This window comes from Micromonospora lutea, assembly GCF_016863535.1.
Taxonomy (GTDB): Bacteria; Actinomycetota; Actinomycetes; order Mycobacteriales; family Micromonosporaceae; genus Micromonospora; species Micromonospora lutea.
Genome location: NZ_BOPB01000004.1, coordinates 12,931 through 39,635, shown reverse-complemented (window position 1 = coordinate 39,635; position 26,705 = coordinate 12,931). Strand labels below are relative to the sequence as shown.

The 26,705-nt window shown below is 69.4% G+C and carries 17 protein-coding genes; 7 read left to right on the top strand and 10 right to left on the bottom strand.

Annotated features, from left to right (window positions below; translation table 11 throughout):
- Positions 1 to 103 precede the first annotated feature (103 nt).
- Genes Vlu01_RS04990 through Vlu01_RS04965 form a run of 6 tightly spaced genes read right to left on the bottom strand, consistent with a single transcriptional unit; the run spans position 104 to position 5,975 of the window.
- On the bottom strand, positions 104 to 994 hold the full coding sequence (locus Vlu01_RS04990; protein WP_203994625.1) for a DUF6807 domain-containing protein: 891 nt from the start codon (positions 992 to 994) through the stop codon (positions 104 to 106).
- Positions 991 to 1,602 carry a hypothetical protein gene (locus Vlu01_RS04985; RefSeq protein WP_203994623.1) on the bottom strand — a complete coding sequence of 204 codons (612 nt, stop codon included), beginning with the start codon at positions 1,600 to 1,602 and terminating at the stop codon, positions 991 to 993. Before Vlu01_RS04985 ends, Vlu01_RS04990 begins: the two co-directional genes overlap by 4 nt.
- Positions 1,586 to 2,470, bottom strand: coding sequence for a carbohydrate ABC transporter permease (locus Vlu01_RS04980; RefSeq protein WP_203994622.1), 885 nt, complete (start codon positions 2,468 to 2,470; stop codon positions 1,586 to 1,588). The genes Vlu01_RS04985 and Vlu01_RS04980 overlap by 17 nt, the downstream gene beginning before the upstream one ends.
- A complete protein-coding gene (locus Vlu01_RS04975) occupies positions 2,470 to 3,453 on the bottom strand; it encodes a carbohydrate ABC transporter permease (protein WP_203994621.1) in 984 nt (327 codons plus the stop codon). The genes Vlu01_RS04980 and Vlu01_RS04975 overlap by 1 nt, the downstream gene beginning before the upstream one ends.
- Before the next feature lie 30 nt (positions 3,454 to 3,483).
- Positions 3,484 to 4,824: an ABC transporter substrate-binding protein gene (locus tag Vlu01_RS04970; RefSeq protein ID WP_203994620.1), complete on the bottom strand. Its 1,341-nt coding sequence runs from the start codon at positions 4,822 to 4,824 to the stop codon at positions 3,484 to 3,486.
- Positions 4,825 to 4,844: 20 nt separating this feature from the next.
- On the bottom strand, positions 4,845 to 5,975 hold the full coding sequence (locus Vlu01_RS04965) for a LacI family DNA-binding transcriptional regulator (protein WP_203994612.1): 1,131 nt from the start codon (positions 5,973 to 5,975) through the stop codon (positions 4,845 to 4,847).
- A 236-nt stretch (positions 5,976 to 6,211) separates the two neighbouring features.
- Here Vlu01_RS04965 and Vlu01_RS04960 point away from each other — a divergent pair, with 236 nt between their 5' ends.
- The 7 genes from Vlu01_RS04960 (at position 6,212) to Vlu01_RS04930 (ending at position 16,206) form a co-directional block, all read left to right on the top strand.
- Positions 6,212 to 7,540, top strand: coding sequence for a Gfo/Idh/MocA family protein (locus Vlu01_RS04960; RefSeq protein WP_203994610.1), 1,329 nt, complete (start codon positions 6,212 to 6,214; stop codon positions 7,538 to 7,540).
- 23 nt (positions 7,541 to 7,563) lie between these two features.
- Complete coding sequence (gene uxaC, locus Vlu01_RS04955) at positions 7,564 to 8,991, top strand: glucuronate isomerase (protein WP_203994601.1); 1,428 nt, start codon at positions 7,564 to 7,566, stop codon at positions 8,989 to 8,991.
- Positions 8,988 to 10,289 carry an enolase C-terminal domain-like protein gene (locus Vlu01_RS04950; RefSeq protein WP_203994590.1) on the top strand — a complete coding sequence of 434 codons (1,302 nt, stop codon included), beginning with the start codon at positions 8,988 to 8,990 and terminating at the stop codon, positions 10,287 to 10,289. Before uxaC ends, Vlu01_RS04950 begins: the two co-directional genes overlap by 4 nt.
- On the top strand, positions 10,280 to 11,770 hold the full coding sequence (locus Vlu01_RS04945; RefSeq protein WP_203994589.1) for a mannitol dehydrogenase family protein: 1,491 nt from the start codon (positions 10,280 to 10,282) through the stop codon (positions 11,768 to 11,770). The genes Vlu01_RS04950 and Vlu01_RS04945 overlap by 10 nt, the downstream gene beginning before the upstream one ends.
- Positions 11,767 to 12,936 (top strand): Gfo/Idh/MocA family protein, encoded by a 1,170-nt coding sequence (locus Vlu01_RS04940; protein WP_203994588.1) that lies wholly within the window; start codon positions 11,767 to 11,769, stop codon positions 12,934 to 12,936. The genes Vlu01_RS04945 and Vlu01_RS04940 overlap by 4 nt, the downstream gene beginning before the upstream one ends.
- A 213-nt stretch (positions 12,937 to 13,149) precedes the next feature.
- Positions 13,150 to 14,544 carry a pectate lyase family protein gene (locus tag Vlu01_RS04935; RefSeq protein WP_373307283.1) on the top strand — a complete coding sequence of 465 codons (1,395 nt, stop codon included), beginning with the start codon at positions 13,150 to 13,152 and terminating at the stop codon, positions 14,542 to 14,544.
- Positions 14,545 to 14,634: 90 nt separating this feature from the next.
- Positions 14,635 to 16,206, top strand: coding sequence for a pectate lyase family protein (locus tag Vlu01_RS04930; RefSeq protein WP_203994584.1), 1,572 nt, complete (start codon positions 14,635 to 14,637; stop codon positions 16,204 to 16,206).
- Between the two features lie 425 nt (positions 16,207 to 16,631).
- On the opposite strand, the gene Vlu01_RS04925 is transcribed toward Vlu01_RS04930, so the two are convergent.
- From Vlu01_RS04925 to pglY, 4 genes are read right to left on the bottom strand one after another with little or no spacing between them, the layout of a single operon-like run.
- The gene (locus Vlu01_RS04925) at positions 16,632 to 18,737 is read right to left on the bottom strand and encodes a DEAD/DEAH box helicase (RefSeq protein ID WP_203994581.1); all 2,106 of its coding nucleotides are present in this window, start codon (positions 18,735 to 18,737) and stop codon (positions 16,632 to 16,634) included.
- A complete protein-coding gene (brxD, locus tag Vlu01_RS04920; protein WP_203994572.1) occupies positions 18,738 to 20,051 on the bottom strand; it encodes a BREX system ATP-binding protein BrxD in 1,314 nt (437 codons plus the stop codon).
- Complete coding sequence (pglZ, locus tag Vlu01_RS04915; RefSeq protein ID WP_203994570.1) at positions 20,048 to 22,780, bottom strand: BREX-2 system phosphatase PglZ; 2,733 nt, start codon at positions 22,778 to 22,780, stop codon at positions 20,048 to 20,050. Before pglZ ends, brxD begins: the two co-directional genes overlap by 4 nt.
- A complete protein-coding gene (gene pglY / locus Vlu01_RS04910; protein ID WP_203994567.1) occupies positions 22,777 to 26,514 on the bottom strand; it encodes a BREX-2 system ATPase PglY in 3,738 nt (1,245 codons plus the stop codon). Before pglY ends, pglZ begins: the two co-directional genes overlap by 4 nt.
- Between the last annotated feature and the right edge of the window lie 191 nt (positions 26,515 to 26,705).

The window sequence follows — 26,705 nt, the reverse complement described above, 5'->3', positions numbered from 1 at the left end:
ACCGGCCGGGTGAGCCACCCAGCGTCATCGAGCCGACCCGACGTCACCTGCAGTGAAGCAGAGCAGATGCCAGCCGTACGGGCTGTGTCACGGACAGCGACCCTCAGCAGGCAGTCGCGAGAGCCGCCGTGGTGCGTTGGTCGAGCAGGCCGTCGGCGACCAGCACCCGGTAGCGGCCCGTCCGGCTCGTTCCGGCCGCAATGGTCAGGGTCTGCTCGAAGGCGAAGGCCACGCAGATCCCCGGGTACATGGCGGTCCGGACAAACCAGCGGTCACGGTCGCCGAGACCACCGAAGACCAGGGTGTACGCCCCGCCCTCCGGTGCCCGCGCCCGCATCGCCACCCACGGTTCCGCGCACCCGTTGACCTGCTCCTCGCCGACCAGCCGGGCGGTGAACACCTCGGGTGGCTCGGCGGCCACCGCCCGCCAGAAGAACCCGCCGTAGCCGGCCCCGCCCGGGCGACCGTTGGTGGCCGGGCTGCCGAGCACGATGTCCCGGGCGGCGGGAGCGGTGAGCGTGCTGCTCACCTCCAGCCGCCAGGCGCCGCCGTGCCCCGGTACCGCCGAGGCGGCCAGCGCGCGCCGCTCGGTGAGCAGCACCTCGCCGGACGGGTCGCACCAGTGCAACCGGTGGTCGAGCCGCTCGTCCGACCGGTGCTCCCAGCCGGTGTGCACGATGCGGCCGTGATCGGCGCGCCAGGTGTACCCGGTGTCCCGCACGTACGTCCGCCCGCCCCACAGGTTGGTACCGTCGACGTCCTGCACGGCCAGAGACGCGCCGAGATGCCAGACGTGGTCTGCGGGGAGCGCGTCGGTGACCACGGTGCCGGCCAGGGTGCGGACCGGATGCAGGTACGGCCGAGGCCCGTGCCGGACGTCCAGGTCGGGATCGAGCACATATCGGGCGACCGGCGTGCCCGCGACGAGCAGTTCCTCGTCGGCGATTTGCCCGGCGCCAGCGGCCGGGACAGCAGGATCGGTCTCGGCGGTCACGACAGCTCCACCCGAGCGACCGGCCGGCGGCGGGCGACGGCGTGCAGAGCCGCCAGCGCGTACCCGGCGAGGATCGGCACCGCGACCGGGGTGACCAGCGCCCCGACCAGCACGGCGACCGTGCTGGTGCCGGCCAGCGCGGCGCAGTTCGCGGGGTGGTCGAGGCAACCGCGGGCGGCCCGGATGACCGCCGACCGCCAGCCGGTGCCGCCGGTGCGCCCCACCTCGACCACGATCGCGGCGGCGTAGCCGAGCAGGGCCGTCACGACGACGATGGTGAGGACCAGCGCCACCGTGCCCCCCGGGACCCGGCCGGTGGCCAACGCGGCCAGGTCCGCGACGAGCAACCCGGCGGCGGCCAACCCGATCAGGACCGCCGGTACGCCCGGCAGCAGCGCCCGGCCGAAGCGCGACAGCGTACGTCGTGCCGGCGGCCAACTGCCGGTGGTGAGCCAGTCGTGCACGGCCGCGCTGGCGGTGCCGACGGCCGCACCGGCGGTCAGCACCGGTGCTGCGGCGAGCACGGTCAGGATGCCCAGCAACGCGAGGTCGGCGGCGTCGCTGACGGTGTCCCGCCAGTCACGTCTGCGGTCAGCCCTTGAGTCCACTGGTGTTGATCCCCTCGACGAGCATCCGCTGGAAGGCGACGAAGAACAGGAAGACCGGCAGTAGGGACAGCACCGCCATGGCGAACATCGGCCCGACCGCGCTCTGGCTGGTCGAGTCGATGAACAGGGTCAGCGCCACCGGAACCGTGTAGTCGCTCAGGTTGGACAGGAAGACCAGCTGCCGGAAGAAGTCGTTCCAGGTCCAGATGAACGAGAAGATCGCGGTGGTGACCAGGGCGGGCCGGCTCAGCGGCAGGATCACGTGCCGGAAGATGCCGAAGGCGTTCGCGCCGTCGATCCGGGCCGCCTCGTCCAGCTCGCGGGGGATGCCGCGCATGAACTGCACCATGAGGAACACGAAGAACGCCTCGGTGGCCAGGAACTGCGGGATCAACAGCGGCAGGTACGGCCATTCCCCGCCGACCAGGCCCAGGGTGCGGAAGAGGATGTACTGCGGGACGATCAGCACGTGCCCGGGTAGCAGCAGGGTGCCGATCATGACGGCGAACCACAGTCCGCGTAACCGGAACTTCAGCCGGGCGAAGGCGTACGCGGCCAGCAGGCAGCTCACCGCGTTACCGACCAGGGTGAGCAGGCTGACCATGGCGCTGTTGAGGAAGAAGCGGGCGAAACTGACGTCGAAGTTGGTCCACCCGTCGGCGTAGTTGCCCGGGGTGAAGTTCCGGGGCAGCAGACCGATGTTGTTGACGATCTCCTCCTGCGACTTGACGGAGGCGCCGATCATCCAGAACAACGGGTAGAGCACGACCGCGACGATGGCCAGCAGGACGACCAACCGGATCCAGGACCGGTGGCGGGGGCGTTGCGGGCCGGTCGCCATGGGCGGGGCGGCAGCGGTGGCCACCATCAGCGGTCCTCCCCGTCGGAGTAGTGCACCCAGAACCGGCCGGTGCTGAAGAAGATCGCGGTGATGATCGCGATGGCGATCAGGAACACCCAGGCCATCGCCGAGGCGTAGCCCATCTCCAGGTCGGTGAAGCCGGTGATGTAGAGGTTGAGTGTGTACATCAGGGTCGAGTCGACCGGCCCGCCGGTGCCGTTGCTGAGCACGAACGCGGCGGTGAAGCCCTGGAAGCCGTTGATGGTCTCCAGCACCAGGTTGAAGAAGATCACCGGGGAGAGCATCGGCAGGGTCACGTTGACGAATTGCCGGAACCTGCCGGCCCCGTCGACCGATGCGGCCTCGTACAGCTCAGTCGGCACCTGCTTGAGCCCGGCCAGGAAGATCACCATCGGTGCGCCGAACTGCCAGATGGCCAGCACCATCAGCGTCTCCAGCGCCCAGTCCGGGTCGTTGACCCAGGGCTTGCCCTGGATGCCGAAGAGGGCGAGGAACGAGTTGAACGCGCCCTCCCGGTTGAACATGTTGACCCAGACGATGGCCAGGGCGACGCTGCCGCCGAGCAGCGACGGCAGGTAGAACAGTCCACGGAACAGGCCGACGCCGCGCCAGGCCCGGTTGAGCAGCAGGGCGACCCCGAGTGCCGCGGCCAGTTTCAGCGGTACGGCGATCAGGGCGAAGCTGAGTGTCACCCGTACCGAGTGCCACCACGAGGGGTCGCTGGTGAACATCCGCTCGTAGTTGGCCAGACCGATCCACTCCACCTCGGACAACGGGGTGAGGATGTCGTAGTTGGTGAAGCTGAGGTACAGCGACAACAGCATGGGTATCGCCGTGATGCCCATCAGGCCGACGAGCCAGGGCGACAGAAACACGTATCCGGCCAGACCTTCTCCGTGCCGGATCCGTCCGGTCCCGCGCCGGTTGGCGTCGGGCCGGACGGATCCGGTGCCGCGTCGGGTCGGGTCGGGCGCCGTGGTCAGGGCCACGAGCTGCTCCTCTCCGGGTGGTGCGACGGGTCAGGAGGCGATTGCCGCCTTGCAGGCCTCGACGAACTGGGCGGCGGCCTCGGCGGGGGTCACCCGGCCGTACTGGGCATTCTCGGCGGCCTTGATCAGCTCGGCCCGCACCTTGCTGTGACCCTTGATCGGCACCTGGGGCGCGTCGCCGAACGTCTCGGCCAGCTCGGTCTCGACGGCGATGGACTGCTTCATCGCCTCGTCGGTGGTGTCGTCGCTGACCACCCGGCGCAGGTCCAGGTTGGACGGCAGACCCCGGTCGGTGCCGAGCAGCTTGACCGCCTCCGGGTCGTTGACCAGGAAGTTGATCACATCAGCCGCGAGGTCGGCGTTCTTGCTGCCTCGGAAGATCGACCAGTACATCGAGGCTCGGGCCCACTGCGCGCTCGGGTCACCCGGGTAGGCGATGACGCCCAACTCGTCGGCGGTGTTCTTCTTCAGCTCCGGCATCTGGTTCACCCACACCCAGGAGGTGCCGGCCTTACCGGTGACCACCAGTTGCTTGGTGATGTCGGTGGCGTTGCCCTCGTGGATCACGTCGGGCGTCGGGGTCGCACCCCGGTCGCGGGCGTCCTTCCACAGCTCGAACCACCTGGTCACGTCCTCGACGGTGAAGCCGAGGTCGTTGCCGGAGTACAGATCCTTGCCCTGCTGGCGCAGCCACACCCAGAAGGCCTTGTCGATGGCGCTCGCGTCCATCGTGCCGGGCACCCCGGTCTTCTTGCTGACCTGCTCGGCCCAGGCGATGTGCTCCTCCCAGCTCATCCCGGTGGTTGGCTCGGGCAGGCCGTTCTTGGTCAGCAGCGTCTTGTTGTAGACCAGGCCCTGGGTGTTCTCCCCGGCGGCCAGCCCGGCTAGCTTCCCGTCGACCACGCCGTACTGGAGCAGGCTGGGCGGGAACTTGCTGGTGTCGAGGTCACCGGAGTCCTGGTACTTCTTCAGGTCCAGGGTCGCGTTGCGGGCCGCGTACTCGGTCAGGTAGTTGTCGTCGATCTGGAAGATGTCCGGCGGGTTACCACCGGCGGTGAGGGTGGCCAGCTTGTCGAAGTAGCCCTGGTTGGCCTGCCAGACCGTCTCGAACGTGACGTCCGGGTTCTTCTTCGTGTAAAGGTCGAGGGCCTGCGCGGTGAGCTGGGCGCGGGCGTCGCCGCCCCACCAGAAGATGGAGATCTTGGTCTTGCCGTCGGATCCGGCGTCGTCGCCGCAGGCCGCCGCCATGCCGACCAGCGGCAGAGTAAGGACCGCGGCGAGCATGCCGCGCAGCAACCGGCGGCGTAGCAGGGGGGTACGGTAGGTGCGCCCGTCTGGCGCGCTGGCGGTGGGGTGCGTTGCGGGGTGCATGTGCGCTCAACTCCTTGGCGTTAGGAGGCGACGACGTCACCGGCGGCCACGATCGGGTTGCCCGGGTCCGCACGGCGATGCGGGCCCGGGCCAGCGGCAGCGGCTCCGGGACGTTCCCGACCGGCGTAGGGGCCCGGCCCGGTGGAGTCGCGGATGACCAACTCGGTCTGGAGCATTACCTGTGCGGTGGTGCGACGGACGCCGACAGCCACGGTGGCACCGCCGCCCCGCGCGGTACGCGGGACATCGGTCTCCTGTTGCAGCAACATGTCGACGGCCGTCCGGCCGGCAGCCGCGGTTGGCGTGGCCACCGTCGTCAACTTGGGGCGGGTGAGTCGGCTCAGGGAGATGTCGTCGACACCGACGACACTGATCTCCTGAGGTACCCCGACCCCGAGTGCGTCGAGCCCCTCCAAGAGGCCGATCGCCATCAGGTCGTTGTAGGCGAGCACGGCGGTGACACCGGCCCGGCGGACCTGCTCCGCCTGGGCGAGCCCGCCGGCCTCGGTGGGCGGGTTGGGGCCGATGACCGTCAGGTCCGCGCCGGCGGTCCGGGCGGCGGCGTTGGCCGCTCGCCGGATCTCTCGGCTGGTCCACGAGCCACGCGGTCCGCCGAGCAGCGCCATCTCCCGGTGGCCCAGCCTGGCGAGGTGCTCGATGGCCGAGCGGGCGCCCTGCCCGACGTCCATCAGGACGCACGGCAGCCCGGCCAGTTGCCGGTTCACCACCACCAGGGGCACCTCCCGGCTGAGCTGCTCGATCAGGCTGTTGCTCATCCGAGGGCTGCAGAGCAGCACCCCGTCGACCTGCTTGGCCAACGCGTGGACCAGCTCCTCCTCGGCGGCGGCGTCCTCGTTGGTGTCGGCCACGAAGACGTGGTAGTCGCGGTGACGGGCCTGGCTCTCCGCCGCCTTGATCAGTGGTGGGAAGAAGGGGTTGGCGATGTCCGCGATGATCAGCCCGATGTTGTGGGTACGGCCGGTGATCAGTGCGCGGGCGGCGCGGTTGGGTCGGTAGCCCAGATCCTCGGCGCACGCGAGCACTCGTACCCGGGTCTCCGGATTCACCAGGTGGGGCGCTGAGAAGGTGCGGGAGACGGTGGAGATGTGCACACCGGAGGCCCGTGCGACATCCCTGATGGTGACTGGCATCCAGGCCCCCTTCGTCGATGTGTCGGCGGTCACGGTGCCGCCAATTAATGCAAACGGTTGCTCCAGTGTCAACGGTGGATGGTTACAGCTGTGTTTCGACAGTCCACTTGCCAGGCACAGTTAAGCCACCTAAACGGGGCAAAGGCCGCCGATTTCTAGGCCATCGTTGACGTGGACCAATCGACCGTGATTACTTCAATGCAAAGGTTTGCAGATAGATCGAGGAGGATCGGTCAGTGTCATCGCAACCTGGCAGACGGTCCCGGCATGCCGTGGTCGGCACCGGCGCCCGCGCCGAGATGTTCGTCCGGGCGCTGGTGCGCGACCACCCCGACACCGCCGAGCTGGTCGCCTTCGCCGACGTCAACCAGGCCCGGATGGACGCCCACAACCGGTGGCTCGGCGAGCTGGGCCACCGGCCCGTGCCGACGTACCACGCGGACGACTTCGCCGCGATGCTGGCCAAGGAGCGCGTCGACGTGGTGCTGGTGACCTCTGTGGACGTCACCCACGACGAGTACGTGGTGGCCGCCCTGGAGGCCGGTTGCGACGTGGTCACCGAGAAACCGATGACCACCGACGCGCCGCGCTGTCAGCGCATCCTCGACGCGGTACGGCGTACCGGGCGGCAGGTGACCGTGGCCTTCAACTACCGCTACAACCCGCTGCACGAGCAACTGCGTCGGCTCCTGGCCGACGGCGCGGTCGGCGAGATCGGTTCGGTGCACTTCGAGTGGCTGCTCGACGTACGCCACGGGGCCGACTACTTCCGTCGCTGGCACCGCGACAAGGCCAACTCCGGCGGCCTCATGGTGCACAAGGCCAGCCACCACTTCGACCTGGTCAACTGGTGGCTGGACGCCACACCCGTGCAGGTGTACGCCGCCGGGCGGCTGTTCTTCTACGGTGACGCCGGTCGACGCCACGGCTACGCCCGTGACTACGACCGCGCCCACGCCTCGCCGGCCGCCGAGGACGACCCGTTCGCGTTGCGGCTGGCCGAGCACCCCCGGCTGCGCGAGTTGTACCTCGACGCCGAAACCGAGGACGGGTACCACCGGGACCGCAACGTCTTCGCCCCCGGGGTCAGCATCGAGGACGACATGGCGGTGCTGGCCACCTACTCCACCGGGGCCACGATGACCTACCACCTCACCGCGTACGCGCCCTGGGAAGGCTACCGGGTGATGATCAACGGCAGCCGTGGCCGCCTCGAACTGGAGGTCACCGAGAGCGAGTTCGTCAGCCCGGCCGCCGCCGGCGCGCTCAAGGGCGCCGCCCTGCACGGCGACCAGGCCGCCGAGGAGGGTGGCGCCGCCACGTTGACCCTGCGCCCCTTCTGGTCGCCACCGCAACGCATCGAGGTCGACGGGTACACCCGCCACGGGCACGGCGGGGCGGACGCCCGGATGACCCAGGTGCTCTTCGGTGGCGTACCCGATCCGCTGCACCGCGCGGCCAGCGCCCGCGACGGAGCCCTGGCCCTGCTCACCGGCCTGGCCGCCAACCGGTCCTTCGACACCGGCGCCCCCGTGCGGGTCGCCGACCTGCTCACCCTCGACTGACTCGACCACAGGAGCCGCTACCCGTGCCCACCTCGACCAGACCCGACCTGCTCCTCCCCGCCGAGCCCGGCCAACGCGCACTGGCCCGGGAGCTGTACGCGCAGGTGGCGCAGTTGCCCATCATCTCCCCGCACGGGCACGTCGACCCGACACTGCTGGCCGAGGACCAGCCGTTCCCCGACCCGTCGCAGTTGCTCATCGTGCCCGACCACTACGTGACCCGGATGCTGCTCAGCCAGGGCATCCCTCCCGGCGAGCTGGGGGTACCCAGCCGGGACGGCAGCCCGGTGGAGACCGACGGGCGGCGAATCTGGCGACGTTTCGCCGACCACTGGCACCTGTTCCGGGGCACCCCGTCGCGGCTGTGGCTGGAGCAGACCTTCACCGAGGTCTTCGGCGTCCACACCCGGCTCACCCCGGGCACCGCCGACGAGGTCTACGACGCCCTCGCGGCCCGGCTCGCCGAGCCCGGCTTCCGGCCCCGGGCGCTGTTCGAGCGGTTCAACATCGAGGTGCTCGCCACCACCGAGTCACCCCTGGACGACCTGGGCCGGCACGCCAAACTCGCCGCCGACGGCTGGGGCGGCCCGGGTGGGCGGGTGGTCACCACCTTCCGCCCCGACAACGTGGTCGACCTGGACTTCGAGGGCTGGTCGACTAGCGTCGACCGGCTCGGTGAGATCACCGGCGAGGACACCGGGACGTATCCCGGCTATCTGGCCGCCCTGCGGGCGCGCCGGGCCGCCTTCATCGCCGCCGGTGCCACCTCCTCCGACCACGGCCACCCCACCGCCCTGACCCTCGACCTCGGTGCCGACGCGGCGACGCTGTTCGACCGGGCGCGGCGGGGCACGGCCGAACCGGGCGACGCGGAGGCGTTCCGGGCGCACATGCTGCTGGAGTTCGCCCGGATGTCGCTCGACGACGGCCTGGTCATGCAGCTGCACCCGGGAGCGGTGCGCAATCACAACCGGTGGTTGCACGCCCGGCACGGCCGCGACGTGGGCGGCGACATTCCGCAGGTCACCGAGTATGTGCACGCACTCGGCCCGCTGTTGGACGCGTACGGTAACGACCCTCGGCTGCGGGTGGTGCTGTACACCCTCGACGAGGACACCTTCACCCGGGAGCTGGCGCCGCTGGCCGGTGGGTACGCCGCCCTGCTGCTCGGCGCCCCCTGGTGGTTCCTGGACTCCCCCGAGGTGCTGCGCCGCTTCCGCGAGTCGGTGACCGAGACCGCCGGCTTCTACAACACCGCCGGGTTCGTCGACGACACCCGGGCCTTCTGCTCAATCCCGGTCCGTCACGACGTGGCCCGTCGCATCGACGCCGGCTTCCTGGCCCGGCTGGTCGCCGAGCACCGACTGCCCCTGGACGAGGCCGCCGAGACCATGGTCGATCTCGCGTACCGGCTACCGAAGCGGGTATTCAAGTTCGGGGAGGAATCATGACCACCATCACCGAGGTCACCGTGCACGATGTACGGTTCCCCACCGCCGCCAGTGGTGACGGCTCCGACGCGATCAACCGTGGTGACTACTCGGCCACCTACGTGGAGTTGAGCACCGACGGCGGACCGACCGGCGCCGGGTTCACCTTCACCAACGGCCGCGGCAACGAGATCACCTGCGCGGCGGTCCGCGCCCTGCGCCACCACGTGGTGGGCCGCAGGGTCGAGGAGATCACCGCCGAGCCGGTGGCGTTCTGGCGCTCGCTCGCCGCCGACGTGCAGTTGCGCTGGCTGGGGCCGGAGAAGGGGGTCATCCACATGGCCACCGGCGCGCTGGTCAACGCCGTGTGGGACCTGCGGGCCAAGCTCGCCGGCAAGCCCATGTGGCGTTACCTGGCCGAACTGCCCACCGACGAGTTGGTGGCCAACGTCGACTTCACGCACATCACCGACGCGCTCACCACCGAGGAGGCCGCCGCGATCCTGGACAAGGGACGCGACGGGCTCACCGACCGGCTCGGTCTGCTGGAACGCGACGGTTTCCCGTCGTACACCACCTCGGTGGGCTGGCTCGGCTACCCGGACGACAAGGTCCTGGCGCTCACCCGGGCCGCGTACGCCCAGGGGTGGCGGGCAATGAAGATGAAGGTCGGCGGGCCGCCCGCCGACGACCTGCGGCGGGCCCGGATCATCCGGGCGGTGATCGGCCCGGACGCACTGCTGATGATGGACGCCAACCAGGTGTGGGACGTCGACGAGGCGATCACCAACATGACGGCCCTCGCCGAGGTGGACCCGTACTGGATCGAGGAGCCGACACACGCCGACGACATCCTCGGCCACGCCCGGATCGCGCGCGCGATGAGCGAGCTGACCGGCGGGCGGTGCCGGGTCGCCACCGGCGAGGTGGCCGCCAACAAGGTCATCTTCAAGCAACTGCTGCAGGCCGAGGCGATCGGCGTGATGCAGATCGACGCCTGTCGGGTGGGCGGGGTCAACGAGGTGCTCGCCGAGATCCTGATGGCGGCGAAGTTCGGCGTGCCGATCTGCCCGCACGCCGGCGGTGTCGGCCTCTGCGAGTACGTGCAGCACCTGGCCATCTTCGACTACCTGCGGGTGGGCACGAGTCTGGAGGGACGGATGATCGAGTACGTCGACCATCTGCACGAACACTTCGTCGACCCGGTACGCACCCGCGACGGGCGCTACCTGCTGCCCACCGCGCCGGGCTACAGCGCCACCATGCACCCCTCCTCGATCGCCACCTTCCGCTTCCCGGACGGCCCGGCGTGGCGGTGACCGTGGGCGCCTCCCGGCTCGGGTTGGGCGTGGTGCGCCGGTTGCCCGCCGAGGCTCGCCCACTGATCCGCCCGGGCACCGTGCCCGCCGGGATGGTGCACCTGGGGCTGGGCGCGTTCCACCGCGCTCACCAGGCCGTCTACACCGAACAGGCGGTCGCTCTGGCCGGCGGTGACTGGGGCGTCGTCGGCGTGGCGCCCCGCAACGCGGCGCTCGTGGCGGCGCTGTCCGACCAGGACAACCTGTTCAGCGTCAGCACGCTGTCCGCCACCGATCGGCGCACCCGGGTGGTCGGGTCTCTGGCCGGGGTCCGACTGGCCGCCGCCGACCCGCAGGCGGTGGTGGCGGTGCTGGCCGACCCGGCGATCCGGGTGGTCACCCTGACCGTGACCGAGAAGGCGTACCAGCTCGACCCGGCCGCCGGCACGCTGCGCCCCGACGCCGACCTGGTCGCCGACCTGACCACCGACCGGCCGCCGGCCACCGTGCCGGGGCTGCTGATACGTGGTCTGCTGGCCCGCGCCGCCGCCGACGCCGGGCCGATCGCCCTGGTCAGCTGCGACAACCTGCCCGCCAACGGCCGTCGGCTGCGCGGCCTGGTGACCCAGTGCATGGCGTACGCGGGCGTCCCGGGGCGGGTGGTCGACTGGGTCGAGGCGCAGGTCGGTTTCCCGGGCACCATGGTGGACCGGATCGTCCCGGCCAGCACCCCGGAGACGCTCACGGCGGCTCACCGGGCACTCGGTGTGGAGGATCTCGCGGCGGTGGCGGCCGAGCCCTACAGCCAGTGGGTCATCGAGGACGACTTTCCTGGTGGTCGCCCCGCGTGGGACCGCGCCGGGGCGGTGCTCTGCGCGGACGCGGGCCCGTGGGAGCGGCTGAAGCTGCGCGCCCTCAACGGCGTGCACTCGGGGATTGCGTACCTGGGCGCGCTGGCCGGCTGCGAGACGATCGCGGAAACCCTCGCGTTGCCACATCTGGACACCGTGCTGCGTCGGCTGATCGCCGAGGACGTGGCCGCCAGCTTCGAGCCGCCCGAGGGGGTGGACGTGGTCGGCTACGGGGAGCAGGTGCTGGAGCGCTTCGGCAACCCGGCGATCCGGCACCGTACCTTGCAGGTGGCGATGGACGGTTCGCAGAAGCTGCCGCAGCGGATCCTGCACACGATCGCGGACCTGCGCGCGGCCGGGCGGCCGGCCCGCTGGGCGACGCTCGTCGTGGCCGCCTGGATCCGGTTCGCCCAGGGCAGCGCCGACGACGGCCGCGACCTGCCGCTGGACGACCCGTTGGCGGCCGTGATCCGCACCGCCCTGGCCGCCGCGCCGCAGACCCCGGCGGGGGCGGTGGAGGCGATCCTCGGCCTCGACGAGGTCGTTCCGCCCGAGGTGGCCGCCGACGAGCAGGTCCGCGCCGACGTGGTCGCCTGGCTCACCGACCTGCACCGCCACGGCGTACCCACCACCCTGGCCGGTGCGGTGTGACGAGCCCCCGAATAGCGCTGGTGGGGGCGAACGGGCACGGGCGCTGGCACCGTCGGGTGATCGGTCCGCTGCATGACGCCGGCCAGGTGCGGCTGGTCGCCCTGGTCGACACCGCGCCGATCGAGCCGGAACCGGCCGCTCCGGTCCCGGCCGGCGTGCCGGTGTTCACCGATCACCGGACGATGCTCGCCGACGTCACGCCGGACGTGGTGGTCATCTGCACCCCACCGCACACCCATCTGCGGATCGCCCGCGACGCGGTGACCGCCGGCGCTGACGTGCTGCTGGAAAAGCCGCCGGTGCTGTCCACCACCGAGCACCAGGAGCTGGCCGGGGCGCTGACCACCACCGGACGGGTCGTACAGGTCGGGTTCCAGGCGCTCGGTTCGGCGGCGCTGACCGCGTTGACGGCGGCCGTGTCAGCCGGCCGGGTGGGTACGGTCAGCGGCATCGCCACGGTGGCCGCCTGGCAACGTCCGGACGCCTACTACGCCCGCGCGCCGTGGGCCGGACGCCGGCTGCTCGACGGACGGCCGGTGCTCGACGGCGCGCTCGCCAATCCCCTCGCGCACGCGGTGATGCAGTGCCTGGCGGTTGCCGAGGCGGTCGGTGGCGGACCGGTGCAGCCGGTCAGCATCGAGGTGGAGCGCTACCGGGTGCGGCCGATCGAGGTGGACGACACCGCCGTGCTGCGGGTACGGCCGCGTCACGGCCCGCCTATCGTGGCCGCGGTGACCCTGGCCGGCGAGGATTTCATCGCCGGCGAGGTGATCGTCACCGGCGACGCCGGCCGGGCGGTGCTGGAATACCCGACCGACCGGCTGCTACTGCCCGGCGAGGGCACCGCCGCCGCGGTGCCCGGCCGGCGTGGCCTGCTGGAGAACCTGCTGGATCACCGGGCCGATCCACGGGTTTCCCTGATCGCGCCACTGGCCCGGACCGCACCGTTCACCGCCGTGCTGACCGCCCTGCAGGCGGCACCCACGCCGACGCTGCTCGACGGTGAGCTGGTGGACACCGTCGGTGCCGGTCCGCAGCGGGTGTTGCGGGTGCGCGGCGTCAATGAGGTGCTACATCGCGTGGCCGAGGAGGGTCGACTGCCGTCGGAACTCGGTGTGCCGTGGGCGATTGCCCCTTGGCGTACCGATCTGGTGGGGCAAGAATAGGAGGCGTCGCCGCAAACAACTGCAACTGCCCGGTCCACACAGGATCGGAGACAATGCGATGAGCAGCCGTTTCCCGACGAACACACGTCGGGACGATGCCACCCGACGGAATTTACTGCAACAAATCTGCACATCGGTAATATTGACCGCAATAAAAATATGACCGTAACCTTCGTCACTAATAGGAAACAGCGACGAAGGAAACGGAACGAGCTGATGCGCAGACTTGCCGCCGTCGCGGCATCGATCATTATCGCTTCCACCGCCGTACCCACCGCCGCCGTGGCACGACCGTCGAGCCACCCGGACGTGCCCTCCGGCAGCCACCTCACGCGGGACGCCACGGCACCGCTGTCACTGCTGGCCCGCCAGTTGGGCCGACAGACCCTGCCCGCCCGCGACGGCTGGGCAGCCGCCGGTCCCGGCACCACCGGCGGCTCCGCCGCCTCGGCCGACCAGATCCATGTGGTGAGCAGCCGTGCGGAACTGGTCGCCGCGCTCGGCGGGGACAACGCCACAAACGCGACGAACGCCACCCCCAAGATCGTGTACGTCAGAGGCAGCGTCGACGGCTTCGAGGCCACCGATGGTCGGCTGCTCGACTGCACCGACCTGGCTGACCCCGGGTACTCGCTGGAGGCGTACCTGGCCGCGTACGACCCGGCGGTGTGGGGTCGGGTGACGCCGAGCGGGCCGCTGGAGGAAGCCCGGGTGCGGTCGGTGACCAACCAGACCCGACAGACCCAGATCAACGTCGGCCCGAACACCACCATCATCGGACTGCGGGGGGCGCGGCTGACCGGCCTCACCCTGATGATCGACCGCGCGCAGAACGTGATCGTTCGCAACGTCACCTTCGACGACGCCCGGGACTGCTTCCCCGCCTGGTCCCCCACCGACGGCGCGGCCGGCAACTGGAACTCGCAGTACGACCTGCTCTCGGTACGCCGCAGCGAGAACGTCTGGATCGACCACAACACGTTCACCGACGGCGACAACCCGGACAGCGCCCAACCACTCCACTTCGGGCGGCCGCACCAGGTGCACGACGGGGCCCTGGACATCACCCACACCGCCAGCCTGGTCACCGCCTCGTGGAACCGGTTCGTAGGACGCGACAAGCTGATGCTGATCGGCTCGTCCAACACCGTCGGCCCGGACGTCGGCCGGCTGAACGTCACCCTGCACCACAACCTCTTCGACGGCGGACTCCAACGGCTGCCCCGGGTCCGCTTCGGTCAGGTCGACGTCTACAACAACGCCTACCGGCTCGGTGGGGACGGCTTCGAGTACGCCATCGGCGTCGGCGTCCAGTCCGCGGTGTACGCCGAGAACAACCACTTCACCCTCGGTGCCGGCGTCGACGCCGCCGACCTGCTCTACGACTGGGGTGGCACCGCGATCACCGCGCGGGGCAACTGGGTCGACCCGGCCGACGGGCCGTCCCGCCCGGTGGACCTGGTGGCCGCGTACAACGCCGTACACGAACCCGACCTGAACCCCGACGCCGGCTGGACGCCGACGCTACGGCACGGACCGGTGCTGCCGGCTCCGCTGGTGCCGCTGGTCGTCGGCCCCCTCGCCGGCGCGGAACGTCTGCCGCTGTAACCCAGGTGTCAACAGGGGCCCTGCTCCATCTCAGACGTAAGAGGGCCCCTTCCTTTCCGCCACCACCACTAACAGGAAGGTGAGACGAGGATGAGACGACCAGTCACACTCCGACTCCTCGCAGGGCTGGCCGCCACCGCCACGACAGCCGCAATCTGCGTGGCCCTGACGACGCCACAGGCGTCCGCCGCGGTCGGCAGCGCCACCGGCTTCGCGAGCAGCAACGGTGGCACCACCGGCGGCTCGGGCGGGCAGACCGTACGCGCCACCAGCGGAACCCAGATCCACGCGGCCCTGTGCAACCGGGCCAGCAGCAGCACCCCGATCATCATCCAGGTCGAGGGGACCATCAACCACGGCAACACCACAAAGGTCTCCGGTTCGAGCTGCAACACCGCCGCCGACGTGATCGAACTCAAGCAGATCAGCAACATCACGATCCTCGGTGTCGGCAACGGAGCCGTCTTCGACCAGATCGGCATCCACATCCGCGAGGCCAGCAACATCATCATCCAGAACGTGACCGTCCGGAACGTCAAGAAGTCGGGCTCGCCCACCTCCAACGGCGGCGACGCCATCGGTATGGAGGCCAACGTCCGCAACGTCTGGGTCGACCACGTCACGCTGGAGGCCTCCGGCGGCGAGTCGCAGGGCTTCGACGGGCTGTTCGACATGAAGAACAACACCCAGTACGTCACGCTGTCCTACAGCATCCTGCGCAACTCCGGCCGGGGTGGTCTGATCGGCTCCAGCGAGAGCGACACCTCCAACGGCAATGTCACGTTCCACCACAACCTGTACGAGAACATCGACTCCCGTACGCCGCTGCTGCGCGGCGGTATCGCCCACATCTTCAACAACCACTTCTCCCGGATCAACGAGTCCGGCATCAACTCCCGGGCCGGTGCCCGCGCCAAGGTGGACAACAACTACTTCCAGAACTCCAAGGACGTGCTGGGCACCTTCTATACCGACCAGGCCGGTTACTGGCAGGTCAGCGGCAACATCTTCGACAACGTGACCTGGTCGAGCCGGGGCGGCGACACCAACCCGGCCGGCCCCAACCCGACGTCCAACACCAGCGTCAGCGTTCCGTACTCGTACCGCCTCGACTCGGCCAGTTGCGTGCCGAGCATCGTCAGCCAGACCGCCGGTGCGAACAAGGGCATCCGTACCTCGAACGGCAACTGCACGCCGCAGAGCCCGACCGCCGGGCCGACCAGCCCGACGCCCGGGCCGACCAGCACCACCCCGCCCCCGACCAGCAACCCGACGCCGACGCCGAGTCAGCCCAGCGGCACCAACCTCAGCATCGGGGCCGGCTCCGACGGCTCCAGCAAGGCCAGCGGCACCAGCTACGGTGACGTGCGCGACGGCAACATGAACACCGCCTGGTCGCCGAGCGGCGCGACCGGCCAGATCTCCATCAAGTGGGATTCCGCCACCGCGGTGTCCAGGATCAACATCCGGGAGGCGTCCGGCTCCGCCGGCAACATCCGGAACTGGCGGGTCCTCAACCACGACACCGGCGCGGTCCTGGCCTCCGGCACCGGCGCGGGCGTCATCAGCTTCACCAGGACGTCGATGCGCAAGGTCACCTTCGACATCACCAGCTCGACCGGCACCCCGAGGGTCGCCGAGTTCGAGACGTACGCCAACTGACGAGGCCTCCCGGCAAGTCCCGGGACATTCGCGCCGACCTGGTGGGGCCGCCGACAACCGACGGCCCCACCAGTGCGCCCGGTCGGGGCTGGACCGCGCGGCGTGCGGCGTGTGCGCACCCGCTCCGCTTGGCAATCCGTCGGCCACGAGGGGATGTGGACGAGGAACCGCCTACCCTCTCCCATCCTTTGCTCTGCTTCAACCGACGCAGCAGGTTCGCCCTGAAACTGGTGCGTGGGTTGAAACAGAGCAAAGGGGGCGCGCAACCTCCGACCAGGCCACAGAGGGCGGCACGCGGTTACCGAGCACGACTGACGAGTCGACCTTTGTGTCGGCGACGACAGCCCGGTCGGTCAGTTGCGCACAGTGGACCCGGACGGCGTGACCACGCACATGGAACGACATCGTACGCTTACCCGCGACGGTCACAGATAGGCAAATCGGACCGGTTCCTGGAGGACGGACACGGCGGAATCCACGTCGGCGAGCCGCGCGGCGAGCGTGGCGGTCGCCAACCGCGGAGGCAGGGCAGCACTGAACTTCAACCCGGCGAGGGCCTTATCGGTCACCTCCGGCAGACAGACCCGGTTCACCAGGTCGGCCGTCGCGGTACGCCACATGCCACGTTCCAGGTCGGAGCGTAGCCGAATGGCCGCATCGTCGTAACGCTGGCCCGGGTCGGCGAGGCCATCAAGATTTGCGATCAAGGTGGCGTTGGCCCGGAAACCGGCCCAGGTCCACCAGCGCACTTCCCCTTCACGGTCCCGGACGATCATGGTGCTGCCCGGGTGCGCCCGGTACGCCGCTTCATCCCGCACCTGCGCCAGCCGACTGCTCGCCCGCTGCGTGAGTCGGACCGACGGGTCGGTCCCGAGCAGCACGTCTCGCATGGCCCGAACCATCTCGTACGACAAACCCTGGGGAGTTCCGCCGGTCATCCAGAGCGCTCTCCCACCGCCTTCAGCCGGTTCCACAAAGCACCGACGTCGTTTCCAATCGACGTACGTGACCCGCCAGCTGCGTCCACCGAGCAGAAGCAGCCGAGGGCCCTCGACCCGCGCCGTCAGCAACGCCGGATCGGTACGGCCGATCTCGGTGCGGCCGGAGAGCACAGTGAACTGCGGCGGCGCGGTGAAGACCGCGAGCATGTCCATGAAATGCCGGCGGCCGAATCGCAACTCGGCCTCGGGTCCGATGAACAGCATCCCAGCATCCGAGTCGAGGTAGCCGTGTTCGACCAGGTGCCGAACGACGACATCGGCGCTCTTGTCGAACGGTGCGAGTTCGTTCCACTCCCCCGCCCAGAGTTGATCACCAATCCGATTTCGTTGCAGCGTCAGAGCGAGAACCTGCTGGGCGATGATGTGTCGCGGCTCGACCGGCGGGACAACCGCTTCCACCCAGCCCTGCCGCCAGAGCAGCGCCAGCGCGCAGGCATGCAGGAGTCCCGTGCTGTCCAGGGCCAGGAAGAGGCAATTGCGGCTGCTGCCGGGCCGCCGCCCGGTCCGGCCGATCCGCTGCAGGAAGGCGGCGACGCTGCGCGGCGCGTCGAGCTGGATGACGCGGTCGAGGTCTCCGACATCGATGCCCAGTTCCAAGGTGCTCGTCGCGACGATGACGCAGTCCCGTTCCTGGGCGAATGCCTCCTCCGCCCGCCTCCGCTCGTCCAGGGCGAGTGAGGCGTGGGAGAGGAACGTCCTGACCCCCAGCGCACGCAGCCGCTGCCCGAGCTCCTCCACGAGTGCCCGAGAGTCGCAGAAAACCAGCCGCTTTTCACCACGATGCAGCGCGGCGATGACCCTGGCCGCGTTGTGCACCGAGCCGACGTAGTCCAGTTCGACGTCATCCGGCGCCGCTGTGGTAACCGGGGCGGCCAGGTGCGGGGCAACCACCCGGGCAGGCCGTCTGTCCCGGCCTGAGCCTTGCAACCAACGCAGTAGATCGTCCGGGTTGCCCACCGTGGCGGAGAGGCCGATCCGCTGGATCGGCCGGCCGGCCACCCGACTGAGCCGCTCCAGCACCGCCAGTAGGTGCCAGCCACGGTCGTCCCCCGCGAAGGCATGCACCTCGTCGATCACGATCGCCCGTACGCCGCGAAAGAAATCCTCGTGGTCCACGGCACCGCTCACCAGCATCGACTCGATCGACTCAGGCGTGGTGAGCAGGACATCCGGCCGCTCCCGCAGGATCGTGCGACGTCGCCCCATAGTTACGTCGCCGTGCCACAACGCCGCCCTTCGCCCCAACCAGCCGGCATAATGCTCGACTCGGGGCAGCAGATTGTTGAGCAGGGCCTTCAGCGGGCACACGTAGAGCACGCTGGTGCCCGACCAGTTCTCCTGGGCCATCCGGGACAGCAGGGGAAACATCGCCGCCTCGGTCTTGCCGCCAGCGGTCGGCGCGAGCAGCAGCGCGTCGTACCCGTCGAGCAGCGGCTGCACGGCAGCCTCCTGCAATGGCCGAAGCGCCGACCACTGCAAGGAGTTCACGACGTGGTGCAGCACAACAGGATGCAACCGTTCGGCGAACATTCAGACGTCCAAGGCGATGTCGTCAGCCCTGGTCACGTTTCGTTCCACATCGGTCATTTCGGCGGCGGTCAGCGTGAGTGCGTAATGCTGTCGAGGATCGAAGTCGATAAACTGGTCGACCCGGTCGAGCACCTCCCCCACCAGTTTCTTGACGAACAGGCGAGGTGCGACCCCCACCCTGCCGCCGAGCCCACCCGCAACGGCCTGCGCCAACTCCCGAAGATAGTCATCATCGACCACAGCCCGTACCCGCTGCGGTGCCGCCGACCCCTCGGCGTACAGGTCGCGTACCCGGATGCCCAGTTCGATGAGGGAGTCGACGGTGAAGCCGGTCAGCCGGATCTGCACCGCGCGTGGGTTGTCGAACCGCGCGTCGGTGGTGAAGTCCACCGCGAGCCGCTGGGCGAGCGGGGCGAGCCGTTGCACCCCCTGCGGCCCGTCGTAGAAGGCCGGCGTACCGGTGATGACCAGGTACAGCCCCGGGAACCGGCCGGAGTGCACCTCGTCTATCAACTGTCGAAGTGCGTTGAGCGCCTTGTCCCGGGCGTCGGAGCGCACCCGCTGCAGCGTCTCCACCTCATCAAGGACCAGCAGCAGACCCGGGTGCCCGCTGTCCCGCAGCACCGCGAGCAGGCCCTGCAAGAAGCTGAGCGCCGCGAAGTGGTCAAGGTCGCCACGGACACCGGCCACCCGTCGGGCGGAGGCCGCGACATGCGGCTGACCGCCGAGCCAGGCCAGCACTGCGTCAGCGGTGGCCGGATCACCTCCGAGCGCGGCGGCGCGATAGCCGCGCAGCGCGGCGGCGAAGGCGGGGGCGCTACGGCTGACCGTGGCCAACCGCTGGTCCAGTAGAGCGCCCACGGCCTTGTCGAATGCGTCAGCGTCGTCCGCCGCAACCTCACCCGCAGCGAGGACGTCCTCTTCCAGAGCGTAGAACCACCCGTCGACCACCGCTCGCAACGCACTCGGCGGAAACGTCGCGGTGCTGAGCCGCTCGGTCAACCGCCGGTAGACCGTCTCCAGTTTGTGCAGCGGCGTCTCGTTCTCCGATATCTGCACCTCGGCGACGGCGAAGTTGGCCCGTTTTGCCTGCTCCGCGATCCAGCGAGTGAAGAAGGTCTTGCCGGAGCCGTATTCGCCGCGAATCGCCTTGAACACCGAGTTGCCGGTGGCGACGGCCTCCAAGTCTTCGCTGACCGTGGTCACGAATCGGTCCAGCCCGACGGCCAGCAGGTCCAAGCCGGCAGCGGGAACAGCACCTCGACGGAGCGCGTCGATGACCTGACGCCGTCGTACCGGACTGGCGTCGTTCACGCGACACCTGCCGGGAGCCCGAACTGGGTACGCAGCAGCGGGATGTCCAGCCGGACCGTACGTCCGTCGTCGATCAGCGACAGCACCGGGTAGTTGTCCACGTTGAAGATCCGCTGCAAGGTGATGACGAAGCCACCCGCTCTGGCCGGTAGTTCGCCGGCACGCTGCGCCAGTACTGCCGTGGACAGCACACCCTTGGCCTCGACCAGTGCCCGGAGGGCGGCCTCGATTTTACCGAGGTCCACCCGGCGAGGCGTCAACGCGTGCTGTGCCTGGAACAGCTCGGTACCCAGCAACACCGCGACCAGTTCCGCTCCGGTCACGGGTCCGGCGGTTGATGCCGGCATCGGTTGCGGTACGTCGAACAACGCATCACCGGCGACGGCCGGGGCTTTCCTGCGTGATCGGGGCGTCGGCCGTGGATGCGCGACCGTCTCGGCAGAGGCAGCCGCCGGTGCGGCTTCCCACCACTCGGGGTGCCGTGCCTGCACCGGCGCCCAGCCCTTCGGCACGTCGGTTACGTTGGGCACCAGAAACGCCAGCAACGGGATGGTGACCTCCGCGAGCGAGGCACCACCGTGGTACCCGGCCCTGCTCGGGCGGTAGCGGAGCGAGGAATCCCAGAGAGCGACGATTCGTTGCCCTTCGGCGACCACTCGCGGGCCCGTCAGCTCCACCTCGCCGGGTCCTGCTGGGCTTGGTGAGGTGCGGTGCCGGGCCGACGCCGCGTCGGCCGTCTTGACGTGCTCGCCGCCGTGTTCGAGCACATGGCCGTGGTCGCTGGTGATGAGCACCGCCCGACCGGATGACCGGGCGAGATCGAGTAGGCTACGGAGGAAGCCGAGATCGCTGAGCCGCCACCCGGCCTCGTCACCCTCGCGACCGGTAGCCAACGACTCGTCCACCGTGTTGATCACCACAGCGACCAGATGCCCCGGGTCGGCCATCGCCTCAGCGAGTTCCCCGGCAAAGACCTGCCCGGCCACGCCGCGAGACGGTCCCTTGTGGAAAACTCGCGCTCCGGGGCCCCAACGCCCCTGCTCGAACATCTGCCGCTCGGTGGACTGCGTACCGAAGCGCAGAGCTCCGGCGAATAGGGAAGTCCGGGACACCGCCGTCAGGGTGGGCAGCGCCGCGACCAGAGCACGACGTCGTCCGGGCTCCGCACCAGCGAGGGGGTCGTACTCGACCCAGTGTTGGCAAAGTTCCTCGGCCAACTCGACGGCGACTGCGGCACTCATCCCGTCGAGCACCACGAGCAGGACCGGCCGCTCGGCGCGGATCAGAGGGTCGACCACCCGCGGGAGCAGGTTCTCCACGGTCAGCAGGTCGCCGTCGTTACCAGGGCCGGCGGCGGCCCAGGCGGCGAGCCGGTTGGCGAAGGCACCGTCGAGTTCGCGGCGTCGTTGCTGCGCCCGGTCGAACACCGTCCGGAACGCTCGCTGAAGCTCCGGGTGCGCCTCCTCGCCCGCCCAGACATGGTGCAGGGCCCGGTCGACCCATCCCCATTCGGCGATCTGCCGCCGCAGCCCGTCGGCGACGCTCGCAGGGCTCTCGATGTCGGAGCCGAGCCACCGGACAAGCCGCTGCGCCATCCTGACTCGGAGTACCCGCTCCGACTCCACCTGCGCCAGGTGATGTCCAGCCAGTGCGTCCAGCGCCGCGTCCAAGGCGGTGCCGGGGATGCCAGCCGCCAACGCCTGTGCCGCCGCGGTGAGCCGCCGGGTGAAACCGGTCCGCAGAATCGGGCTCTGATCGACGCTACCGGCCGCATTGAACTGGACAACCAGTTGCTCAGCCCGGTCGAGCAGCGCATGACCCTGCCGCTGGACTTCCTTGTCACGATCAGTCAGCATCGCGCCTACCATCTGCACCGCAGCGTCGGCGAGTCCGCGGATCGCGGCGTCATCCTGCAGACCGCCGAAGTACTGGTCGACGCGCCCTTGTGCCCGTACCGCCTCGGGAGTCTCCTTGCTCCACAGCGCTTCACAGACCAGACCCAAGGGCAATGTGTCGACGCCGCGACCGCCGTCGACGAGCGCGAACAGCGCGCGGGCCGGCCCACCGAACCTCTCGACCAGCCAGCCCGCGAGGCCGACGCGCTCCTCCGCCCGGAGCAGTGTGAACGCCTCGACCGCACCCGGCTCGGCACTCCAGCGCAGCAGCATGGCCACATCGAGGTCGTCGGGCCCACCACCTCCCCGCCGCTCGAGACCGAGACGAGCAGCGGCGAGGTGCCGCAGCGCCACCTCACGGGTGAGCACCGTGGTGGCCAATCGCGGCCAGCCACCCGGTGGCATCGCGTCCAGCAGCGCCGGACCGGCCCACCGTTCCGACTCGAGCGCGGCGTCGGGTACCTGCGCGCCGAAGGCGTCAACAACCAGGTCCCACGGCTCCACAGTGAATACGCGCTGGCCGAAGACGCGACTGAGCAATCCGTGTTTCAGGCTCGTTTCGGGGATGTCCGTGAGCAACACCAGCACCTCGTCGTCACGGTCGGCGACGAGGTGCTCCCAGATGGCAAGCGGCGAAACGCACGGCACGACCCGAACTGGCCGACCATCCGGCAGGGCCAGCACGGGCTCGTGTGACCAGGTCGGCTCCGCCGCGATCACCATGACCGGGTACGCCTCACCGTCACGGCGCCGATCGAGCTGCTGAGCCACCTTCTGGCTCAGCGCCACTGGGTTGATCCGCTGTGCCTGCGTGGGCGCGGGTGCCGACGTCACGACACCACTCTCCAACTGACCTCGATCGTCGCCTCGCCATGGGTCTCTGCGAACCTGCGCAGGTCAGCCACAACCTCGTCGATACCGTTCACCCCAGTACGGCGGCTGCCCCCGGTCCTCGTCGGCTCGCCCCCCGACGCGGTGTTCGCGCTGCCGCCCGTACCGGCGCCTGCCCCACCACTCGAACCGGCCTGTGTCCTGCCACCACCGGTGGCCTCGCGAAGCAACGCGGTGGCGTCGCTCTGCGCTCGTCTCAGAGCCGGCGCAAGCGGTGCGGTCAGTTCGTCAGCCTGCGCGACCCGACGAAGTTCGGCCAGAATCGCCGCGCCTCGATCCGCGTAGGGCACGGGCAAGCCAGCGATGATCTCGAAGGTGTCCCAGGGCGCGGCGGCGAGCGCGGTGGTCACCTGAGCGGCACTGGTGATGCTCCTGCCGGTACGGTCCGCCGGTCCGGCAAGTTCAGCCTGCGCCAGCCGTTCGACCGTTTCCCTGGCCGAGCGGCCGGACGTCAACGCGTCGAGCAGCACAGCGGCGGCGCGCGCCGTGGCGAGGCGCCCGGTCCCCCGGTCGAGCCGCAGATGGTCGGCGTGGACGTCGAGCTGGTCGGCGAGTTGGTGGGCGGCAACGCGGTACCGGTTCGCCTCCGTGACCAGATCCCGGCCGAAGATCGCGACGAGCCGACCTCGACGTAGGTCAAGTGGTCGGAGTCCGAAGATCGCCACGGCGCGGGCGTGGGCCGACTTCCAGTCATCCTCGCTGGGTAGGCTCTCCTCCCGCAGCGTGTACTCGGTGGTGATCCGACCCGGCTCGGGCGCCGGGGTGATCTGACTGCCGTGCAGGTAGAAGGCGCGGTCAGTCTGCTCGGCGAAGGTCGCCACGACCAACTGGGCGACGATCGGGTCGAGGCCACGTGGTTTCGGCTGGTCGATCCAGTTGAACAGGTCACTGACCCGCAGCTCGCCAGTGACGCCTTCGCTGGCGGCCTTTTGATGAAAGTGCTGCACCCACTCCTGCTCGATCACGAAGGCTGCCTCGTGCATCGTGCCGAGCCGCAGCGGGTTGGCGATGCGGCGCATGGTCAGCCGGTGCGCCCGGTCCACCTCAACCCGCCCTTCGGGCGACTCGACCGCACGCTGGACGTACCCGAACACGGCCTTGACCTCCGGTGGTCGCACCGGGTCGCCCTTACGGTCCGGGTCGAAGTCGGGGTGGGCCGGGTACTGATGGGTCAGCATCTGGTCGCCGATGCTGCGCAGCGCGTCGTTGAAGGTGGCGCCCATTGGCAGCTTCGGTTCCAACGCCCGGGTCAGCGACTGCAGATGGTCGTCGAAGCCGAGTTGCACATCATTTGGCTGCTTCGCAGCCAGCCCGTACGCCTGGCGGAGCACCCCTTGCAGCTTGGCCAGCAATGCGCTGCGTTGATTGGTCAGGGCGGCGTGCGCCCGCCGCCGGTCGTCCGGGTTGAGATGTTCGGCGTGGCTGTCGAAGCGCTGTCCCTCAAGCAGCTTGTCGATGATGACTAGCTTGCCCAGTTCGTTGCGGCGCTCCACGGTGAGGGCTGCGGGAATCCAACACACGGTGCGGGCATGGGTCCGGGAGGTCAGGTCCTGCACCCGCTGCCGGTCGTCGGCCGGGCCGTGGCTGCCGTCGTCGAAGGGGTAGTCGATGATCATGCGCCACCCGTCCCGGACGCTCGGGTGGAAGGCTTCGTCGCGGATGTCGTTGGAGTCGCGGACGTTGCCGTAGACCATCTCGATCACTCGCCGGCTGCCCCGCCAGGTCAGCCCAACCTCGGCGAAGAACGAGTCGCTCCATGGCACGCCGAGCTGCTGCCAGAGCAGGCGGTGGACAATGTGCTTACGGGCACCCTCATTGTCGTAGTGCTTGGCGGTGGCGAGCACGCTGTCGACATCGACACCGACCAACTCCAGTGACACCACCGGGTCGTCGCCCTCGCTGATGCGGATCTCGGCGAACTGGCCGGCCCAGTCGGCGAGCTTGCGCGACACCTGGGCGACTTCGCCGCCCGGGATCGGGCTGGTGATGCTGCCGTGGTTCAGTGCCGACAGCCGGCGCGCGGTCAGGTTGCGCAACGCCGGCACGCTGGGTGCCAGAGCGCCGAGCAGCAGAGTCTTCATCAGGCGGTCGTCGCCGGTGAAGGCCCGCAGCCGCCCGGCGGACTCGCCGACCGGGTGTCCGCGCCGAGCCGCGTCGAGGTCGTCCTCGGTGAGGCCGTACTGACCGAGCAGGTACGGTCGCAGCTTCACGTCGTACAGCTTCTGGGCCATCTCGAATTCGACCTTGAGCTTCTCGGTGAAGGGCTGGTCACCACCGCCGCTGATCACGTCGTAGAGGTCGCCCAGCGGTACGAGCTGCCCCAGGCGCAGCACGTCGCGCCGGTCTACCAGAAGCTGACGCATCAGCTTGAGCGCGGTACGGGAGCGTTGCAGGGCGCTGGAGACGTGTACCAGGGTGGAGATGAAGGCCGGACTGAACGGGTACGTCGACCGGAATGCGTCGATGTCGGCGCCGCTGCCGGAGTCGGTGCCGAGCAGGGTGTCGAAGACCTCCCGGCGTACCTTGGTGGTCGCGTCGAAGGCGCGGGAGATGGCTTCGGCAGCCGTGGCGTCGCGGGGTTTGAGCAGGCGACGACGGGCGATCTCCGGCAGGTTGCGGTCCTCCAGCTTAATTACGTCGAACCGGCCGCTGGCCAGGTTGAGGGTGTCCTGGTAGCTCAGCTCGTTCGCGCCCACCACCTCTTCGCCGACGAGTTCGCGCAGGTCACGCTGTCGGGCGATGAAGCTGACGATCGGGATGGGCCGGCGGGTGTCGCCTCCCTCGACGAAGTTTGTGATCTTCTGGATCTCCCGGGAGACGAACTGCTGGTCACCGATGGAGTTGGCCAGCCAGAGGATCAACTCGTCGAGGAAGAGGATCAGGCCGTGGTAGCCGAGTTCCTTGGCGTGCCGGCTGATCTCGGTGAGGCCCCGGTCGAGCGAGACGAACGCCTCGGCGTCCTCCCGGGCGTTGCTGAAGAAGCCCTTGTTCCAGCTGGTCAGCAGGTCGTTGACAAGCTTGCGCCGCAGTTCGTCGGAGTACGCTCCGCCGAATGCCGCGTCGAGCCGATCCGGCGTCCAGAAGGTTTCGCTCTCGCCCCACTCGTCCTCGACGTCGCCACCGGGCAGCCCGGCGATGAACTGGGCGTCGCCGATCTTCTCCCGCAGCGAGGCGGCCTGCTCCAGCAGCGCGTCGGTGCGGTGCACCGCCGGGATCTGCGCGTCAGGGTGCAGCGACCGCACCCAGTCGACGTAGCCGCCGAGGACCCGCTGCTCCAACGAGCGGGCATCGAGCAGGTGGTACGGCACCAGCAGGAACTTGCGGCCGTCCAGCCAGACGCTGTGCTTGGCAACCAACGGGGCCAACTCGTCCCGTCCCCGGGCCGCCGGCTCACCGCGCAGCAGCGCGTGCAACACCCCCATGAAGTGCGACTTACCAGAGCCGAAGGAGCCGTGCAGATAGGCGGCCTTGGACGCCTGTCCCTCGACCGCAGAGCGGATCAGCCCGAGCGCCTCGTCGAAGTTGCCAAGCAATCTATCCGTGATCACATAGTCACGGAGTGTTGACTCGGCGTCGACAACACTGTCTGCGAGCCTGAGCACGAAATCACTCGTGCTCGTCCGTTCCGGAATGTCGATGACGTCTCGGAGCAACAGCGCGGAGGGCGGCGAAGACATGCCGAACACCGTACCTACCGGGGCCGGACGGGTTTCCGATAGACGCGAGGCCCGACCGCAGATTCGACTCCTCGGGCCATGCAGCAGGACCGGACATCCTATCCAGGCCGAATTCCGCAGGGTACGGAACGGCTGATCATGGGGTGGACAGGCCGATACGCGGCGCGGTAGGACATCAGTCGGGCTTGCCT

Coding starts and splice junctions, on each gene's coding strand:
- Vlu01_RS04925 (WP_203994581.1), bottom strand. CDS start 18,737: ATGTTCGCCGAACGGTTGCATCCTGTTGTGCTGCACCACGTCGTGAAC.
- Vlu01_RS04965 (WP_203994612.1), bottom strand. CDS start 5,975: ATGCCAGTCACCATCAGGGATGTCGCACGGGCCTCCGGTGTGCACATC.
- Vlu01_RS04980 (WP_203994622.1), bottom strand. CDS start 2,470: ATGGTGGCCACCGCTGCCGCCCCGCCCATGGCGACCGGCCCGCAACGC.
- Vlu01_RS04950 (WP_203994590.1), top strand. CDS start 8,988: ATGACCACCATCACCGAGGTCACCGTGCACGATGTACGGTTCCCCACC.
- pglY (WP_203994567.1), bottom strand. CDS start 26,514: ATGTCTTCGCCGCCCTCCGCGCTGTTGCTCCGAGACGTCATCGACATT.
- Vlu01_RS04930 (WP_203994584.1), top strand. CDS start 14,635: ATGAGACGACCAGTCACACTCCGACTCCTCGCAGGGCTGGCCGCCACC.
- Vlu01_RS04970 (WP_203994620.1), bottom strand. CDS start 4,824: ATGCACCCCGCAACGCACCCCACCGCCAGCGCGCCAGACGGGCGCACC.